Source organism: Pedobacter terrestris (assembly GCF_052343045.1).
Lineage (GTDB): Bacteria > Bacteroidota > Bacteroidia > Sphingobacteriales > Sphingobacteriaceae > Pedobacter.
Genome location: NZ_CP180264.1, coordinates 2,449,919 through 2,469,353, shown reverse-complemented (window position 1 = coordinate 2,469,353; position 19,435 = coordinate 2,449,919). Strand labels below are relative to the sequence as shown.

Annotated in this window: 9 protein-coding genes, 1 other RNA gene and 2 pseudogenes; 5 read left to right on the top strand and 7 right to left on the bottom strand. The window is 38.4% G+C overall.

All coding sequences use genetic code 11. The annotated features are described in order from the left end of the window. Window positions 1–11: 11 nt before the first annotated feature. Window positions 12–111, bottom strand: an RNA gene (ffs, locus tag ACJVDH_RS10480) — signal recognition particle sRNA small type. A gap of 351 nt (window positions 112–462) precedes the next feature. Between ffs and gltB the strand changes: the two genes are divergently transcribed. Both gltB and ACJVDH_RS10470 read left to right on the top strand, forming a co-directional pair. Beyond that, window positions 463–4,962 (top strand): glutamate synthase large subunit, encoded by a 4,500-nt coding sequence (gltB, locus tag ACJVDH_RS10475; protein WP_443947519.1) that lies wholly within the window; start codon window positions 463–465, stop codon window positions 4,960–4,962. A gap of 3 nt (window positions 4,963–4,965) precedes the next feature. Beyond that, window positions 4,966–6,432 (top strand): annotated as a pseudogene (locus ACJVDH_RS10470) (glutamate synthase subunit beta). 140 nt (window positions 6,433–6,572) lie between these two features. Here ACJVDH_RS10470 and ACJVDH_RS10465 read toward each other — a convergent pair. Together ACJVDH_RS10465 and topA are read right to left on the bottom strand one after the other, a co-directional pair. Next, on the bottom strand, window positions 6,573–6,977 hold the full coding sequence (locus ACJVDH_RS10465; RefSeq protein WP_443947518.1) for a hypothetical protein: 405 nt from the start codon (window positions 6,975–6,977) through the stop codon (window positions 6,573–6,575). Between the two features lie 65 nt (window positions 6,978–7,042). Beyond that, a complete protein-coding gene (topA, locus tag ACJVDH_RS10460; protein WP_443947517.1) occupies window positions 7,043–9,604 on the bottom strand; it encodes a type I DNA topoisomerase in 2,562 nt (853 codons plus the stop codon). A 192-nt stretch (window positions 9,605–9,796) separates the two neighbouring features. Here topA and ACJVDH_RS10455 point away from each other — a divergent pair, with 192 nt between their 5' ends. Further along, window positions 9,797–10,309, top strand: coding sequence for a glutathione peroxidase (locus ACJVDH_RS10455; protein ID WP_443947516.1), 513 nt, complete (start codon window positions 9,797–9,799; stop codon window positions 10,307–10,309). Window positions 10,310–11,019: 710 nt separating this feature from the next. On the opposite strand, the pseudogene ACJVDH_RS10450 reads toward ACJVDH_RS10455, so the two are convergent. The 3 genes and pseudogenes from ACJVDH_RS10450 to ACJVDH_RS10440 all read right to left on the bottom strand — a co-directional run. Further along, window positions 11,020–11,736: pseudogene (locus tag ACJVDH_RS10450) on the bottom strand (alpha/beta hydrolase fold domain-containing protein); the annotation flags it as partial. Window positions 11,737–11,977: 241 nt separating this feature from the next. Continuing rightward, the gene (locus ACJVDH_RS10445) at window positions 11,978–13,072 is read right to left on the bottom strand and encodes a sensor histidine kinase (protein WP_443947515.1); all 1,095 of its coding nucleotides are present in this window, start codon (window positions 13,070–13,072) and stop codon (window positions 11,978–11,980) included. Between the two features lie 44 nt (window positions 13,073–13,116). Continuing rightward, a complete protein-coding gene (locus ACJVDH_RS10440; protein ID WP_443947514.1) occupies window positions 13,117–14,463 on the bottom strand; it encodes an alpha-L-fucosidase in 1,347 nt (448 codons plus the stop codon). Between the two features lie 232 nt (window positions 14,464–14,695). On the opposite strand from ACJVDH_RS10440, the gene ACJVDH_RS10435 reads away from it, so the two are divergent. Beyond that, window positions 14,696–16,171 (top strand): glycoside hydrolase family 130 protein, encoded by a 1,476-nt coding sequence (locus tag ACJVDH_RS10435; RefSeq protein ID WP_443947513.1) that lies wholly within the window; start codon window positions 14,696–14,698, stop codon window positions 16,169–16,171. 78 nt (window positions 16,172–16,249) lie between these two features. Here ACJVDH_RS10435 and ACJVDH_RS10430 read toward each other — a convergent pair whose 3' ends face one another. Further along, window positions 16,250–18,523 carry a glycosyltransferase family 4 protein gene (locus tag ACJVDH_RS10430; RefSeq protein WP_443947512.1) on the bottom strand — a complete coding sequence of 758 codons (2,274 nt, stop codon included), beginning with the start codon at window positions 18,521–18,523 and terminating at the stop codon, window positions 16,250–16,252. Between the two features lie 131 nt (window positions 18,524–18,654). On the opposite strand from ACJVDH_RS10430, the gene ku reads away from it, so the two are divergent. Then, window positions 18,655–19,425: a non-homologous end joining protein Ku gene (ku, locus tag ACJVDH_RS10425; protein WP_443947511.1), complete on the top strand. Its 771-nt coding sequence runs from the start codon at window positions 18,655–18,657 to the stop codon at window positions 19,423–19,425. Window positions 19,426–19,435 lie beyond the last annotated feature (10 nt).

Below are 19,435 nucleotides of genomic sequence, written 5' to 3'. Positions count from 1 at the left end.
GGGGAGTAAAAAAAGGGCAAGCACCTCTTATCGCACCGCTACAACCTTCTACCCTTGCTGCGTTCCCGCCCTGGGGGGATTCAAAGGGAGCTGGTCGTAAAAGACTTGCCCGGCACAAAGGTACAAAAAGAAGCTATACCTCAAAATCGAAACAAGTTATTTTTATGCCATACATGCTATAGCTCTGATAGCTAATCGAATAATTTTTCCTTTTGTGTATATTGCATTTCAAATGAAGCAATATTCCCCCTGTTTCACCCCATATTTATCCAGTTTGAATGGTGATTTGCTGAGTTGTGATTATGACATTCAAAATGGTTAAATATTATTAAATTGATAATTTAATTCGTTTTAATTAGCTATTGGGTAAGAAAATTCTAAAAATTATATCAACTCTATAATTTTATTGTGTTTTTTTATTACCTTAGTGTTTCCTATACACCAAAAACTAACGAGCAAAAAATGGAACCAAACAGTGGATTGTACGATGCGCAGTTCGAACATGATGCCTGCGGCATCGGGTTTGTGGCGCATGTGAAAGGGCGAAAATCACACCAGATCATCTCCGATGCATTAACAATTTTAGAAAACCTGGATCACCGTGGTGCCTGTGGCGCAGAACCAAACACCGGTGATGGCGCAGGGATTATGATTCAGCTACCGCACGAATTTTTTTATGATGAATGTTTAAAGGCTGGGTTCAGCTTGCCAGAAACCAATAATTATGGTGCGGGTATGTTGTTTATGCCAAAGGATATTCGTTCGAGAGAAGAATGCCGTGAATTGATTTACAGGGCTGCAGAAAAACTCGGCCTGGATATTTTAGGTTTCAGAAAGGTTGATGTAGATACCACAGATATTGGTAACATGGCTTTGTCTGTAGAACCAGAAATTGAACAGGTGTTTATTGCACGTCCTTATGCAGTTGCACCAGGCGCAGATTTTGAGCGTAAACTGTACATCTTCAAAAATTATTTAATTAAGCTCATCACCAATACAGTGCACGGCGGAAAAGATTTTTATGTCGTTTCTCTTTCTGCACAAACTATTATATATAAAGGTCAACTTACTTCTTTACAAGTTCGCACCTATTTTAAAGATTTAAGTGATAAACGTGTGGTGTCTGCTTTAGGATTGGTTCACTCACGTTTTGCAACAAATACATTTCCATCATGGCGATTGGCTCAGCCTTTCCGCTTCATCGCACACAATGGCGAGATCAATACCCTTCAGGGTAATTTAAACTGGTTCAGAGCGGGCGTTAAATCTTTTGCTTCTTCTTACTTTTCTAAAGAAGAATTGGATATTTTGCTTCCGATAATTGACGAAACCAATTCTGATTCTGGTTGTCTGGATAATGTGATCGAACTTTTGCTACATGCAGGTAGATCACTTCCGCACGTGTTAATGATGCTTGTACCAGAAGCCTGGGATGGTAATGAAGATATGGATCCGGTTAAAAAAGCCTTCTATGAGTTTCATGCAACACTAATGGAACCTTGGGACGGCCCAGCAGCGATTGCTTTTACCGATGGAAAAATTATCGGTGCAACCTTAGATAGAAACGGATTGCGTCCGTCTAGATACGCCATTACTTCTGATGATCGTGTAATTATGGGTTCTGAAGCCGGCGCATTAGCCATTGATCAAAGTACCGTAATTGAAAAAGGCAGATTGACTCCAGGCAAAATGTTTGTTGTGGATATGGAGCAAGGCCGTATTATAAGCGATCAGGAAATTAAAGGCGAGATTTGTACCAAAAGCCCCTATGCAGACTGGATTAATCAATACCAGATTCGTTTGGAAGAATTGCCAGATCCGCGGGTTAAGTTTACCGGACTTTCTACAGAGTCTGTTTTTAAATATCAGCAAGTTTTCGGTTATAGCAGAGAAGATGTAGATCTGTTGTTAAAGCCGATGGCGGTTGAAGGTAAAGAACCAATTGGCTCTATGGGTACAGATACGCCATTAGCCATTTTATCTAAACAACCACAGCATTTATCATCTTATTTTAAGCAATTGTTTGCTCAGGTAACCAATCCTCCAATTGACCCGATTCGGGAGAAAGTGGTTATGAGTTTGGCCAGCTTTATGGGAAGCAATGGAAACCTTTTGGAGGAAAATCCAAAACAAGCCCATTGTGTAGCCATCAAACACCCAATTCTGACCAATCAGGAATTGGAGAAATTGAGAAGTATAGATACCGGGGTTTTTCAGGCGAAAACGCTCCAAACGTATTTCCGTGCAGACGGTAGACCAGGCGCTATGGCCAAAGCTTTAGACCGCTTGTGCCGCTATGCAGTGGACGCGGTAGAAGACGGGTTCCAGGTAATTGTATTGTCTGATCGGGCAATTGATTCTGAACACGCAGCGATTCCTTCATTGCTTGCCGTTTCTGCTGTTCATCACCATTTAATCCGTAAAGGTTATCGTGGTGCAGTGGGTATTGTGGCAGAAGCAGGCGACGTTTGGGAAGTGCACCATTTTGCTACTTTATTGGGTTTTGGCGTAACCGCAATAAATCCCTACTTGGCTTTAGAAACGATCGAATCGTTTAAAGAAGAATCTGGTTTAGCAATTGAAAAACTGACTAAGAATTATATTTATGCTGTAAATGCAGGTTTGTTGAAAATCTTCTCCAAAATGGGAATTTCTACTTTGCAATCTTATCAAGGTGCACAGATTTTCGAAATTTTAGGGATCAATAAAAACGTAGTTAATACTTATTTTACTGGAGCAGTTTCACGCATCGGCGGATTGGGATTGGATGAAATTGCCCGCGAAACGTTAATTAAACACCACAGAAGTTTTGGTCCGGCAACTCAGATAGATAACATTCTTCCAGCCGGCGGAACATACAAATACCGTAGACGTGGAGAACAGCATTTGTTTAACCCGCAAACTATCCATTTGCTTCAAAATGCAACCCGTAAAAACGATTACAGTATTTTCAAACAATATTCCAAACTGGTAAATGAGCAAACACAACAAGCGTATACCATTCGCGGTTTGTTTGATTTTAAGTATGACCGTCCGTCTGTGCCATTGCAAGAAGTAGAATCTACTGAAGCAATTCTAAAACGCTTCGCTACAGGTGCAATGTCTTTCGGATCGATTTCTCACGAAGCGCATTCTACTTTAGCTATCGCAATGAACCGCATTGGTGGCAAAAGCAACACCGGAGAAGGCGGAGAGGATGAAATGCGTTATAGTAAATTGCCAAATGGCGATAGTATGCGTTCGGCCATCAAACAGGTTGCCTCTGCGCGTTTTGGTGTAACCAGTTACTACTTAACGAATGCAGATGAATTGCAGATTAAGATGGCTCAAGGTGCAAAGCCAGGTGAAGGTGGGCAGCTACCAGGTCACAAAGTGGATGATTGGATTGCAAAAGTTCGTCACTCTACACCGGGTGTTGGTTTAATATCGCCTCCACCGCATCACGATATTTATTCTATCGAAGATTTAGCACAACTGATTTACGACCTTAAAAATGCAAACCGCCAGGCACGCATAAACGTTAAATTGGTTTCTAAAGCTGGCGTAGGTACAATTGCTGCTGGTGTTGCAAAAGCGCATGCCGATGTGATTCTGGTTTCCGGTTTCGATGGCGGAACGGGAGCATCGCCGCTAACATCCATTCAACATGCAGGTTTGCCTTGGGAACTTGGGCTTGCAGAAGCACATCAAACTTTAGTTAAGAACAGACTACGTAACCGGATTGTTCTTCAGACAGATGGACAATTGAAAACCGGTCGGGATATTGCCATTGCTGCATTGTTAGGCGCTGAAGAATGGGGCGTAGCAACTGCTGCGTTGGTTACTTCCGGCTGTATTATGATGCGCAAATGCCATTTGAATACTTGCCCTGTTGGCGTAGCCACGCAAGATCCAGAGTTAAGAAAACTATTTTCCGGAGAAGCAGATCATGTGGTTAATCTGTTTTATTTCCTTGCTGAAGAGCTTCGCGAAATTATGGCAGAATTGGGGTTCAGAACTATTCATGAAATGATCGGGCAGGCTGATGCGCTTAAAGTTAGAGAAGTTGCAGATGCAGACTGGAAATTGAAATATGTAGATTTATCCGCCATTTTGTATAAAGCAGAAGATAATGGATTGCCTCAATTTAATACAGAATCTCAAGACCATGGATTAGACCATGTGCTGGATCATCAACTCATCGCGGCAGCAAAACCTGCTATTACCAATAACGAGCCTGTATTCGCTGGCTTTAAGGTTAAAAACACCGATCGTGCTATAGGTACCATGTTATCCAACGAGATTTCTAAAGTGCATTTGGGGGCTGGCTTATCTCCTGACACCATTAATTTTAAATTCACGGGCTCTGCAGGACAAAGTTTTGGTGCATTTAACACCCGCGGTGTTACATTGTCATTAGAAGGAGAAGCAAATGACTACGTTGGAAAAGGATTATCCGGAGCACGTTTAGCAATTTATCCATTTTCAAATATCAGTTACGTACCTGAACAAAACATTATAATTGGTAACGTGGCCTTATATGGCGCAACTTCTGGCGAGCTATATGCACGAGGTAAAGCAGGTGAGCGTTTTGCTGTACGTAATTCTGGTGCGACAGCAGTTGTTGAAGGTGTTGGCGATCACGGATGTGAATATATGACTGGTGGAGAAGTCCTTATTTTAGGCGATACCGGAAGTAATTTCGCGGCCGGAATGAGTGGTGGAATTGCCTGGATTTACGATGTTAACGGAACTTTCCCACGCAAATGTAATAAAGAAATGGTGGATTTAGATCCACTTCTCGCTGAAGATGAAGAACGCATTTTAGCGTTGTTGAAATCTCATATTAGATTGACAGACAGTAAGGTTGCTGAATTTATATTAAGCGATTGGAAATCTCAGTCAGCACATTTTGTTAAAGTATTCCCGAAAGAATACAAAGCAGTTTTGAACAAACGTACATCACAAGTAAAAACACATTAAGCCATGGGAAAAGTAACAGGATTTCAGGAATACGATAGAGTTGCGCCCACAAAAGAACAGGCTGTAACACGAGTTAAACATTACGGAGAATTTGTAAATGAATTGCCTCCGGTAGAATTAAATAATCAAGCGGCGCGTTGCATGGATTGCGGTGTTCCATTTTGCCAGTCGGGTTGCCCGTTGGGAAATGTAATTCCCGAATTTAATGATGCGGTATATCAAGCAAAATGGGAGCTCGCTGCAAATATATTGCTCAGCACCAATAACTTTCCAGAATTTACGGGAAGAATTTGTCCGGCACCTTGCGAGTCTGCATGTGTTCTAGGTATTAACCGGCCGCCGGTTTCTATTGAAGAAATAGAAAAACATATTATCGAAATCGCTTTTGATAAAGGTTTCATTAAAGCTAAAGCGCCATTAATCCGTTCTGGTAAAAAAGTTGCTGTAGTTGGTTCTGGCCCGGCAGGAATGGCTGCTGCCGCACAATTAAATAAGGCTGGCCACGAAGTGACGGTTTTTGAAAGAGACGATGCTCCTGGTGGATTGTTACGTTATGGTATTCCTGATTTTAAATTGCAGAAGAATATTGTTGATCGCCGAATTGATTTGATGAAGGAAGAAGGGATCATTTTCAAATGCAATTCAAATGTTGGCGAAAATGTAGAAATAAGTACGTTGTTGCGTGATTACTAGGCGATTGTTTTGGCTGGTGGTTCTACAATTCCACGTGATTTACCGATTCAGGGACGCGCGACCAAAGGTGTGCATTTTGCAATGGATTTTCTGAAACAACAAAATAAGCGGGTTTCTAACCGCAGTTTTGAAAGTGAAGATATTCTTGCAACAGGCAAAAATGTTATTGTAATTGGTGGTGGAGATACGGGCTCTGATTGTATTGGAACATCTAACCGTCATGGTGCAAAATCAGTTACTCAGTTTGAGATTATGCCAATGCCACCTCAGATGCGTAATGCTCATATGCCTTGGCCAACTTATCCAATGTTGTTGAAAAATACATCGTCACATGAAGAAGGCGCACAACGCGCTTGGTCTGTAAGTACTAAGGAATTTATTGCCGATGAAAATGGCAATTTAAAAGCTTTAAAAGTTGTAGATGTTGAGTGGGAGATAGACGCGAACGGTCGTCCGGGTGGCTTTAAAGAAGTTGTAGGTTCTGAACGCGAACTTCCTTGCGAACTTGTTCTGCTGGCAATGGGCTTTTTACATCCTCAAAAAGAAGGTTTAATCGAAAAATTAGGTGTTGAATTGGACAACCGAGGTAATGTTAAAGCATCTGAGCATACTTATCAAACCAATATTGCTAAAATCTTTGCAGCAGGAGATGTAAGACGTGGACAATCGCTGGTTGTTTGGGCAATTTCTGAAGGCAGAGAAGCTGCACGTAAGGTGGATGAATACCTGATGGGCACAACCAAACTTGCATCAAGAGATGCTGTAGCGTACGCTTAGTAGTTAATCTTAATAATAAATCAGGCTGTAACTTCCAAGTTGCAGCCTTTTTTGTTTTTAGGGGTTTTACAGAGTAGGAGGGAAATCGGATTTTGGTAGCCGATTAATGTGATGAAAAAAGGCAAAGCTCTCCCACGATTTTATCTGATCATGACGCCAGGCTTATTTACCAAGGGAATACGTATCAGGTTAGAATCTACAATACTTTCTGGTAGAAAAATAAATTTTTTATCAAATATAGTTCCGTCAATATAATAGCTGAGCCAATACTCGTTAGTTAAACCAAATACTTCTGGATCAATTGCTTCTACGCCAGCAAAACTATCGGCTTGCATGTCACCGATAAAATGGCGCAATACTGATGTTTTAACTTGTTTGCCATCTTTCTCTCCATAACCTTTCGAGCTGATTAAAACATTGGTGAGCGGTTGGTCTTTAAGGTTTACGATGTATACCGTCCAGTTTTTTACTTCTGGTGTTTCGCTCATCAGCACAACGGCCATTGCAATGTCTTCTACTGTGTTTTCTGGTAAATCCGCTTTCACTATAATCTGATGTTAAAACAGAATAGAAGGTTTAAAAGCCTTCTATCTGATATGATTCTAATAAATTATTTCTTTTTTGCTACTGCTTTTTTTGCCGGAGCTTTTTTCTTTGCAGGCGTTTTTTTCTTGGTTTCAAAAGCATTTGGAACTTGCTCAACAATCATTTTCTTTATCACTTCCAAATCTACATCAACAAGTTCTTCTGCAGTATATTTTTGTTTGGTTGCCTCATTGTTTCTGAGTTTTAACATGAGTTTTCCAAAACGGATAAATGGTCCCCATCTGCCATTTTCGATCGAAATTTTTTCAGCTTCCCAGACTTTTATGTAACGGTTGGCTTCTTTTTCTACTTTCTTTCCAATTAATGTCTCAATATCTTCCTGAGAAAGATTATCGTAGTCATACCCTTTAGCTGGAATATTAATAAAAAGATCATTCCATTTGATGAACGGACCAAACCTGCCTTTTCCTTTTGTTACGCCCAAGCCTTGGTATTGTGCGATAGGCGCATCAGCATCCATCTTTTGGTTGATGATTTCGATTGCGCGTTCATTTCCAACAGATAAAGGATCTTCGTTTTTAGGTAAAGAAATGAAACTTTCTCCCCATTTAACATAAGGGCCAAATCTGCCAACGCCTACCATAACTTCTTTGCCATGATAATCTTCAAGTTGGAAAGGCAGTTTAAAAAGCTCCAATGCATCTTCTAGTGTAATTGTGGCCACAGATTGGCTTTTCATCAAACTGGCATATTGGGGTTTTTCTTCATCGTCTGCTTCACCAATTTGTACCAAAGGTCCAAATTTACCAACTTTAGTATACACATTTTTACCTGTTGCCGGATCGAGACCTAATAAACGCTCGCCAGTTGCGCGTTCTGCTGTCTCTAAAGTGGTTTCGACTTCGCTATGAAAAGGGTTATAAAAAGAGTGGAGCATTTTTGTCCATTCTTGCAAACCCTGAGCAATTTCATCAAATTCCTTTTCAACTTTCGCTGTGAAATTAAAGTCTACAATGCCTTTAAAGTGTGCAACCAGGAAATCGTTTACAACTTCGCCAATGTCAGTTGGGAATAATTTTGATTTCTCGGCACCTGTAGTTTCTGTTTTTATTTCTTTGGTTACATTACCCGCCGTCAATACAATAGACGTAAACTTACGTTGTTTACCGTCTCTGTCTTCCTTAACTACGTAACCTCTGTTTTGTACTGTAGAAATTGTAGGCGCATAAGTGGATGGCCTTCCAATACCCAATTCCTCTAATTTTTTAACCAAACTGGCTTCAGTATATCGGGCTGGTGGACGAGAGTAACGTTCAGTGGCTTGCATTTCTCTTAAAAACAATTCCTGTCCGTTTGCTAAAGGTGGCAAAATTGCGCCGCCTTCTTTCTCATCGCCTTCTTCATCATCCGTAGACTCTAGATATACCTTTAAAAAACCATCAAATTTTAAAACTTCACCTTCGGCTACTAAATGTTCTTTACGTGTAGATGCACTAATTTGTGCGGTGGTTTTTTCAAAAAGCGCTTCACTCATTTGAGATGCAATCGCCCTTTTCCAAATCAAATCGTAAAGACGTTTTTCTGAAATATCACCATCAACAGTATGGCGATCAAAATAAGTTGGGCGAATAGCCTCGTGAGCTTCTTGCGCACCTGCGGATTTTGTTTTATATTTTCTTGCCTGGTAGTATTTCTCGCCGTAAGCAGACTTAATTTCGGCAGAAGCTGCTGCTAATGCAGTATCAGAAAGATTAACAGAATCTGTTCTCATATAGGTAATCTTCCCGGCTTCATAAAGCCTTTGCGCAACCTGCATGGTTCTGGCAACAGAAAAACCAAGTTTTCGTGATGCTTCCTGTTGTAAAGTAGAAGTTGTAAACGGGGCAGCAGGATTTCTTTTTGCCGGACGGGTTTCTAAACTCGTAATGTTAAATTTCGCACTTACACAATCACTAAGAAATTTTTCGGCATCTGCCTCACTTTCAAAACGCTGAGGAAGTTCGGCCTTAACCATTTCTTTTCCCTTACCAGTTAAAAATTGTGCAGTGATTTTAAATGCTGCAGCTGCGTTAAAGTTATTGATTTCGCGCTCACGTTCTACAATAAGACGTACAGCAACAGATTGTACGCGGCCGGCAGATAATGAAGGTTTTACTTTTTTCCATAAAACTGGCGAAAGTTCAAAACCTACCAAACGGTCTAAAACACGACGTGCTTGTTGCGCATTAACTAAATTGTAATCTATACCTCTAGGGTTTTCGATTGCTTTTAATATTGCCGGTTTTGTAATTTCATGAAAAACGATTCTTTTGGTTTTATCGTGTTTAAGTCCTAAAGTTTCAAATAGGTGCCACGAAATGGCTTCTCCCTCGCGGTCTTCATCGGATGCTAGCCAAACCATTTCGGCATCTTTAGCAAGCTTCTTCAGTTCTGAAACAACGTTCTTTTTATCAGCCGGAACTTCATAAGTTTGAGCAAAATCATTATTAATGTCTATCCCCATATCTCCTTTAACCAAATCCCTTATATGGCCATAGCTAGATTTTACAAGAAAATCTTTGCCAAGATAGCCTTCTATGGTTTTTGCCTTTGCGGGAGATTCGACGATTAATAGATTTTTTGCCATGAATTACGTTTTTCTGCAAATAAAGCTATAAATACCCCATAAATCAAAACCTGATAAGAAATAAGTTCGTTTTTTAGCAGATTTTAATTTATTTCTAATCTTATGCGGAATGTTTTTTATATGCTTTATTACTGTTGGCTTACGCTTATCAAATCATTTTCTAACTATATTCGTACATAAATACATAATAACATGATCAGCACGATTTTAATCTTACTTAATTTATTGGTATCTCCGCCTAAAAACGTTTATGATTTTAGTTTTAAAACCATTGATGGAAAAGAAATTAAATTATCAAAATTTAAAGGCAAGAAGATCCTTATTGTAAACACTGCATCGAAATGTGGTTTTACACCACAATATGAAGATTTGGAAAAACTTCATAAAACGTATGGTAAAGATGTTGTTCTAATTGGTTTCCCAGCGGGAAATTTTGGCGGACAAGAATTTTCGACCAACACAGAAATTAAAGAATTTTGTACAGGAAAGTATAATGTATCTTTTTTACTGGCTGAAAAAAGCAGCGTGAAAGGGGCTGACATTAGTCCATTATTTAAGTATCTAACCACCCAAACCAACACGGAGGAGCAGGGCGATATTAAATGGAACTTTGAAAAGTTTTTGATTAATGAAAAAGGAGAATTGGTTCACCGTTTTCGCTCTAAAACTAAACCAATGGATGAGGTCATTACCAAAAATCTATAATATTTAAAAAGCTGGGATGAATAATTTTCATCCCAGCTTTTTAGTATTAGCTGCGCTCTTACAAAAAAATATACAGTAAAGTAATTACAATAGTGCCCGCTATTGGTGGCAGAATAAACAACCAAGTTGGCTTATAGCTTCGCCGCCAACCAATAGTGTCGGCCCGATACTTCTTGCCGGATTTACCGTTACACAACTAATTGGAATTTCTACAATGTGAATAGGTGCAAGGCTGAGACCAAATAGTCAGCTTGAGAATCCGCTGCCAATATTGTTTGTTGATGTGGATCCGAATTATTACTGGAAGGAAGATCAGCGTAAAAATAAACTCAGCGATAGCAAGCGAATAACTGTAAGCGTACAATGAGTTTACATAAAAAACGAAGGCCGTTGTATCAAGAGTATGGAAACGAGAAAGGGGCTTATATCCATAAGCCCCAAATAAACCAAACAAACTATTTATGAAGTCTATATAGAACCCTGATTCTTAAAAATGGTTTCATTTTATGGCCAGAAATTTAAAATAAATTCAATTTTAACGCGGCGATACTTCTTTAAGACGAAAATTGATCGTAAATTGTATCTATATTGTTTTTTATCCCGGATTAGAATAAGATACACAGAGAAAGTAATTTTTTGACTTGTCTGTTTGGCAATTTGGCGCATGGAAATGCAGCGCAATCATTTGATAACAAATAACGATTTTAAAATTATCCAGATTTGAATTGTTGATTGAGAAAATGGATCATAGTATCTGCCACTTCATTGAACCAAGGATGAAAAAGCCAAAAAGGGTGTGGGGTATCTGCAATTTCATGAACTTCTGTGTAAATGCCGAAGGGTTTTACTTTTTCAATAAACTCTGTTCGGCCGGCATGAAATCTTGGTGTAGAACTATTGATAAAGAGAAAAGGTACACTATTTTTTCCGGCATGTTGCAAAGCAGATGCGTCGTGCCATAAACCGGGATTATCGTTTAAATTGGCACCAAGCCAAATGGCTGCCACAGATTTTTTATTTGGATCAGTACTCACCTCAGACGATTCCGGGTGATCGAAAGCCAAGACACCATCTACATCAATAACCGCTTGTACAGTACTCGTTTTCTCATTGATTTTTTGTTGGTCAAATTTAGGATCACTATTGGTTGTTCCCACTAAGGCGGCCAATTGTCCGCCGGCAGAAAAACCTGTAATCGCAATTTTCGTCGTATCAATGCGAAATTTTATCGCGTTGTCTTTCATCCAGCGAACCGTATTTTTAAGATCATAAACAGCCGCGGGATACAATGCATGTGTAGATAAACGATAATCTGCGGTTACGCAAACATATCCGGCTTCAGCAAGTTTTTGTGCCAGAGGAATATTTTGCGCTCTATTCCCTGAACGCCATCCACCACCAAACACAAACAATACTGCAGGAAATGGTTTGTTGCTTTTTTTTTAGGGTAAACAATATCCAGAAATAAATCTCCTGTAGGAGTTGAGGCAAAAACAATGTTCTTCTTAATTTTAAAATCGCCTGTAGTTTTTGCCTCTGCAATACGGATGTAAGGGCGTCTTTTTCTTTCCTTCTGGTAAGTAGAATAAATGGAAAAAGACGTGTCCGGTACAATGCTTTGCCCAAATGTACAAGTACTCAGACATATTAAAGCTACGAAGATGATTTTCATTTTAGAGGAAGTTCTACATAGAATGTTGTGCCTTGGTTTTTTCCGGTGCTTTCTGCCCAGATTTTGCCGCGGTGCATATCAACCAGCAATTTTGCCAATGGTAAACCCAATTTTTCTGTGTTTTCGTTATCCGTTGGAAACGAGCTAAGCTGGGCAAATTTGAAAAATAGTTTATCAATATCCTCTTCTGGTAAACCCAAACCTTCATCCCTAATACTTATTGTAACTTTCTGGTTTTCGGTCTCTGAGTTTACAGTAATTTTGCTTCCGCCGTTCGAAAATTTGCTGGCATTTTTTAAAATCGACTTAAAAATTTCGCTAAGCTTTTCAAAATCTGCGAAAATTTCTGGGTTATCACCAGTTGCGAATACTATATTTTGTTTTTTTTCTTCTATAATATGTTGTACACTTCTGATGGAAGTAAGCAAAACTTCCTCTAACTGAAATTTGGTTTTGTTGGGTTTATAATTGTGGTCTTCTCTTTTTGCAGCACTTAAAATCTGATTAAAAGCCTCGGTAATATTTTTAGATTGCAAGTTCATTTTCCCGGCAATCATCTGTAATTTATCTTGCCCGGCGGCTAGTTTTTCCATGAGTTCTGCTTGCAGCGAAATGGTTGTCATGGAATTTTTTAGATCGTGTATTAAAACGTGCAAACGGTCGTCGGTAATCTGGAATAATCTGCGGGTACGGTTTCGAACTTCTTGTTTTTCACTAATCAGCTTCGCAAGGTTATTCAACATAAAGACCTGTCGATCGCTAAGTTCAACCGGATTCTGCATCAAAATTCCCAATAAACCAAGAGATTTTCGCTCTGAGTTGATAATTGGAATCTGGATGGCATCTAAATTATATTGTATCTGAAATGAATCTCCTGTTTCATTAATTTGTAGGTGGGTATTTTGTTGGTTAACTCTGTCTATTATGAAATTGACTTGCGTTTTTGATGCCGGAATTACTGACTTAAGCTTTCCTTCAAGTACTACATAGACACATTCCGCGCCGCTAATATCTTTGGCTAACTCTGCAATATTATTAAATGTATCTTCTGAAGTAAAAACGTCCGTATCACTAGCATTATATTTATCCAATAATATATTTTTTTCAAGGGTCATTGGGTAAATCTAAGTCTATTTTATTTTAAAATCAATTCTATAACTGGAATTTCTATATCGGGTTTTTGTTTAGGAAGAATCAGCACAAGATCATTCGAAGCAGCATCATTGGCTTTAAACTGTATCTCTGAATTATCGTGTAAGAACTGTGCGTATGCAACCTTGTCTTTATAATCCTGAAGTGTCAAAGTTTCAGCAGGATAACTATAAAGATGTACATAAAGACGTTTTGTTTCCGGATTGTAGGTTAATTTGGTATTTTCGTTTACCTTAAATTTTTCTGGTGCAAAAGTGCAGCCGTAGATAGATTTGCTATTTACATGCATCCATTTTCCCATATTGTTTAGTGCATTTACAGCACGATAATCAAATTCACCTCTGGCTGTCGGTCCGACATTCAGTAATAGATTCCCTCCATTTGCAACAGAAGTGATTAAGAGATCCAATAAGGTTCTATCACTTTTCCAAGTATTTTCATCACGATAATATCCCCACGAGCCGGAGAAGGTTTGGCAGGTTTCCCATACTTTTCCTTTATAAGCTTCTAATGCTTTAGTATTTACCTGTTCTGGTGTCATAAAATCTGCCCCGTCCTCATACATTTCCAAATTTAATCTGTTGTTGATGATCACATTTGGTTGAAGCTTACGGATTTGTTTCAGCAATTCAACGGATCCCCAATCGTCTTTACCTTTGCCATATTTTCCTGGAAAAGAATAATCCAGCCAAAGCATATCGATTTTTCCGTAATTGGACAATAACTCGGTAACCTGGTTAAACAGGTATTTTCGGTATTTGGACATATCCCGGTTTTTGTTTACTGCTGCATAGGCGGAATCTGTGTCTGCAGATGGGCGTAGAGGATGGTTTTTATCGATCGTATAATCGGGATGATGCCAGTCTATTAATGAATAATATAATCCAACTTTAATTCCCTGAGCTCTGAAAGCTTCTAAGAATTCTTTAACCAAATCTCGTTTTGCTGGGGTATTTGTAGCCTTATAATCCGTGTAACGGCTGTTGAACAATGCAAAGCCCTCATGGTGTTTTGCCGTGAGTACAGCATATTTCATTCCGGCGGCTTTTGCTTGCTTGGCCCAGGTTATCGGGTCAAATAAATCTGGATTAAAGTAGTTGAAATATTGATTATATTTTTCATCAGAAATGTTCTCCCGTTTTTTGATCCATTCATGCCTAGCAGGCATTGCGTACAATCCCCAATGTATGAACATTCCAAAACGATCATCTGTCCACCATTTCATTCTTTGTTCTTTCTGAACTAGCGTTTCATTTCCAATTTTTTGCTGCGCGATAACATTTAGCGTTGTTAATGCAACTAAAACCAGATTTAAGAGTAATTTTTTCATATATGATTATTTCTTGGGGTTGGCAGATTAAAAATCTTTAATAATCTTGGTTTAATGCTAAGAGGTATTTGCATTTAATTAACTTCCATTGCCAAAATAAATATCATTTTTCGATTGAAAGCTTCTTTAATGTTTGCATTTACAGTTTTGCGCAACAAACATTTTATAGCTATTTTAGTTACTAATGGTATCAAATATTCAACAATTTGCCTAAGCGCAGTACATAAACAGCATGAGACTATATATTGAAAGAAAATCGGTAAAGGTTTTTCCCGATACAAAACGCGTTATTGCCCGTTTTTTCTTTAACGGAGAAGAAAGAGCACTGGCCGTAATTAAAAAAGTTCTGGAGTTTCCGGAGGAAAAGGTTTTTGCTTTAGTTTCTCCAATACTTCAGGAGTATTCAAAAAGACACAGAAACATCACAAAAATTTTAAATCGGCATTGCAAAAAACTCAGAAAACAGTTTACAACTTTAAATGTAGATTTTGAAGATATAGAACCCTACACTAAACTGTTGATTGGCGCGTATTTTACACACGAATATTCTATTGAATCCGCTGCTTTTTTCAATCCAAGTATTGTTGATGATCCCGATCAAACGGATTTGGTTGATGGCGAAAAGCGCGTAATCATTAGTTTCAGAGCAGTTGGTGAAGGCCATATTTCGTCAATCGTTTTCAGACGTGCGCTCATCGATTCTAAAAATAATATTCAGGTTTTGCCTGTAGGAAATTATGTAGACGAAGCGGAAGTTGTTAAAAATGCAATTTATATCAAAAAGCTTTTCCTTAAAAAAGCAGCATATGCGCTTATAGATCCATCGGTATTGCAGGAAATTGAAGAAAAACTGGACGAAAGGTTTGAGTACACCAGTTTGAGCAATATTATTAAAGATTCTAAAACCTTGCATAAAGATAATGCTCAGCGATTAATCGAATATGATAAAGTGCTTTGGCTTTCTGATACTTACCACACCATCAGTTTTTCTAAAGATACTGACATATCGGATCGCGTGATTTTCCCGATTTCGGAGTTTGAAAGAAAAGGTATTGAAGATGCACGCTTTGTAAAATTTATCAAAGAAAATGGAAAAGTGGTGTATTACGCAACTTATACGGCTTTCGATGGATCACTGATTATTCCGAAACTGGTGCAGACTGAAGACTTTTATGAGTTTAAAGTAATCCCCCTTTATGGTGATGGTGCACAGAACAAAAACCTGGCTTTATTTCCAAGGAAAATAAACGGGAAATATGTAATGATGAGCCGTATTGATGGTTGGAACAATTATCTGATGTTTTCTGATAAGGTGAATATCTGGGAAAATCCAATTTTACTTAAACAACCTAAATATGATTGGGAACTTGTGCAGATTGGAAATTGTGGTTCACCTATAGAAACTGAAAAAGGTTGGTTGGTGATGACACATGGCGTTGGGCCAATGCGCAGATATTGCATTGGCGTTGTTCTTTTAGATTTGGAGGATCCAAGTAAAGAAATAGGACATTTAAAAGAACCATTAATTATCCCGACGGGTGATGAACGCGAAGGTTATGTACCAAACGTTGTATATTCTTGCGGCTCTATTATTAGCAATGGCGAATTAATTATTCCTTACGGATTGTCTGACTATAGTTCATCTTTCGCTACTGTAAATTTAGAATTATTGTTAAACAGGTTGCTTGAAAATGGATCAGCAATGTAAAAAACTTAAATAGTTTGAAAACAAAAAATCCCGATTTTGATCGGGATTTTTTGTTGGTATCATAAAATGATTTATATTCTATTTGTTTACTTTTTCACTCTCGATTAAGGGGGAAGACAACGACTGAAATTCAATCTCTGCAGCTTTCAACACACTTAAATGAGATATGTAATAAGCCAACGTACTTTCTGCACCTTGATTTCTGTTCACGCTATTGAATTGAAGTCCGTCTGCACAACCGTGGGTTTCATAATCATATAATGGAATATGCAGGCTGTTTCGGCCTAAAAACCACTCGTAGCTGATTTGCATTTTCGTTAAGTTGTCATTATCGCGGGTGATCTCAAAAGCTTTAGAATATAATAAAACCATAGCCATTGTTTCAATTGCCTGCTGGTCATAAACCGGGTTTTTTCCATCTTTTTTCATCCATCCAGCGTTTCCTACAGGGTTAAGATAACCGTTTTCAAAAGAAAAACTGTTTAAGAAATTGATGCTTTCCATTGCAATTTCATACGATTCAGTATCGCCGGAAATCTGGTAATGGCATAACAAAGCCAATGGAAGGATAGCATTATCGTATGTTAAAATATCTTCAAACCAATGCCAGTCGCCATCTTTATTTTCGCGGTAAGCAGTTTTAAGTTGTGCAGTTAACCTGTTCATTTCCTGAGTTAACAACTCATCCCCGGCATGTGCCGTAAGATAATATGAAATTCCAATGCAGGTATTGGCAATTCCGCGAAGGTATTTTAATTCGGAAAAGTGTTTTACAGAATGGCCAAATAGCTCCCGACCAAACTCACGGTATGAATTGTTTGGCCCAGATGCAATTAAATAACCTAACGCCCAAATTGTTCTACCGAAAGAATCTTCTGAACCTACCTCATCCAGATAATTTCTATTGAAGCTTAAGAAGTTTCTGAAGTTTCCATCTTCGAGTTGCATATATTGGATGAAACTCAAATATCTTGGCATTAACTTTAAAGCAGTAGAATTTTTATCGTGTTGATGGGAGAGTAGCGCCATAATTAATGCGCGTGCATTGTCATCAATACAATATCCTTCTTTTAGGTTTGGAATACCAAATCTGGCGTGTTGAATAATTCCGGTATCATCTGTCAGTAAAGAAATATGTGAAAGATTGAGTGCCGGCATGCTATCCAAATCAATAATTGGCGGAATGTTGCGCGAAGGTTGTGCACCCAAAGTTACCGCATCTTCCAAAACCTGTAGATATACATTTCCAATTGCTGGCCATCTTAATTTCAACCCATAATTATAGGCCTTTTGTTTCAATTGTCCATGCTTCTCGGCATCGCCAAGCAATTCATTCACAATTAAAGCAAGATTTTTATCGTCTTTAAAATCAAAAAGTTTACCGCGGTTGTCGCTCAACAACTCTTCTGCGTGCCAATATGGAGTAGAAACAACTGCTGCGCCAGCACCAATTGCATAAGATAAAGTTCCGCTGGTTATTTGTGCTTCGTTAAGATACGGTGTGATGTAGATATGGCACGCCGTTAAATATTGGTGCAATTCTTCTTCTGAAACAAATTTGTTAACAAAAGCAATGTTTTTTTCTACGCCGAGCTCTTGAGCAAGCGCTTTTAAACTGTCGCGATATTCTTCGCCATTGTGTTTTACAACGCCAGGATGCGTATTTCCCAGAATTACATACAATACGTCAGGGTGTTTAGCCACAATACTTGGAAGCGCTTTAATAACCGTTTCCAAACCTTTGTTTCTGCTAATTAAACCAAAAGTAAAGAGTACTTTTCGGTTTTTAAACAGATCGCTTTCTAATAATGGATTATTTTTAAGTGGTTCCAAATCCGGAACGCCATGTTCAATCCGTTGTATTTTTTTTGGTGCGATCTGATAAATACTGGTTAAGAACATTACCGCTTTTTTGCTCATCACCACAATTTTTGCCGATTTTGAAGCCAGTTCGCGGATGATGGTTTGTTGCATAAAACTTGGTTCTTTTAGAACAGTATGCAAAATCGTTAAGAAAGGTTTATTTAGATTGTTTATTAAAGACAAAAGAAATACGCCACTATTGCCGCCGTAAATGCCAAATTCATGTTCTATAATACAGGCGTCAACATCGCTGTTATTGATAAATTTTGCTGCATCAATATAATCTTGTTGATTTTGCTGACGAACAACAAACTTAACTTCTTCCGGATATTTGTGCTCATCCAGATCGTCAGATTCGTTCATGGCAACCACAAAACTTTGAGCCGATTCGTATCGCTCATTGATGGACAGGGCATTTACAAGGTTTTGATTGAACGTCGCTAAACCACATTCGCGTGGTGGATAAGTAGATATATAAGCAATTTTCATACGTTTTTCAAGGTTTTGATACAGTTTGAACAAGAAAAACATTTAAAATGTTTGGGATTGTTTGCGTTTTTTGTATTTTATGACAAAACAATCGACACCAGGAGTGTGTTTCCAGATGAAAAGGAAAAATTATGCGATCAATTTGGAAAGGTTCCATCGGATTTGGATTGGTTAATATACCGGTTAAACTTTATTCTGGTGTTCAGAACAGTTCGCTTGATCTGGATATGCTGGATGAACGTGACCACGCCAAAATCAGGTTTCTTCGAGTAAATGACAATACCCATAAAGAAGTTCCTTATGAAAAGATAGTTAAAGGTTATTTTTTGAAAGATCGGTATGTAATTCTGGATAAACATGATTTCGAAGAAGCTGCACCAGAAAAAACAAAAATTATCGAACTGGAGAATTTTGTAGATTTGAAGGATATTAACCCCATGTATTACGAAACTTCCTACTATGCAGAACCAGAAAAGCAGGGGAGAAAAGCCTACAATCTGTTGCTTAAGGCTTTAGAAAAATCGGGAAAAGCTGGAGTAGCGCGTTTTGTTTTACGTAATACTGAAAATCTATGTGTCATCCATCCCAAAACGAATGTTATTGTGATTACAAAAATTCGGTTTGATCAGGAAATCCGCGATATTTCTGAAATTGATGATGCATCTGACATTAAAATCACTAAAAAAGAAATGGACGTAGGTTTGGCATTAATTAAACAATACAGTTCTTCATTTGACCTTAGTGCTTTTAAAGATGATTATTCTGATGAGTTACTGAAAATTATCAAAGCAAAGGCAAAAGGAAAACGCGCAACAGTGAAAAAGATTAAACCGCATAAAGCTTCAAGCGATGATCTTTATGATCAATTGATGCAAAGTTTGGGTTCAAAAAAAGAGGCTTAAAGCAGTCTGA

What these genes read in the sequence shown, in the direction of transcription:
- ACJVDH_RS10435 (WP_443947513.1), top strand. Translation starts at nt 14,696, where the DNA reads ATGAGACTATATATTGAAAGAAAATCGGTAAAGGTTTTTCCCGATACA.
- gltB (WP_443947519.1), top strand. Translation starts at nt 463, where the DNA reads ATGGAACCAAACAGTGGATTGTACGATGCGCAGTTCGAACATGATGCC.
- topA (WP_443947517.1), bottom strand. Translation starts at nt 9,604, where the DNA reads ATGGCAAAAAATCTATTAATCGTCGAATCTCCCGCAAAGGCAAAAACC.
- ku (WP_443947511.1), top strand. Translation starts at nt 18,655, where the DNA reads ATGCGATCAATTTGGAAAGGTTCCATCGGATTTGGATTGGTTAATATA.
- ACJVDH_RS10440 (WP_443947514.1), bottom strand. Translation starts at nt 14,463, where the DNA reads ATGAAAAAATTACTCTTAAATCTGGTTTTAGTTGCATTAACAACGCTA.
- ACJVDH_RS10430 (WP_443947512.1), bottom strand. Translation starts at nt 18,523, where the DNA reads ATGAAAATTGCTTATATATCTACTTATCCACCACGCGAATGTGGTTTA.
- ACJVDH_RS10455 (WP_443947516.1), top strand. Translation starts at nt 9,797, where the DNA reads ATGATCAGCACGATTTTAATCTTACTTAATTTATTGGTATCTCCGCCT.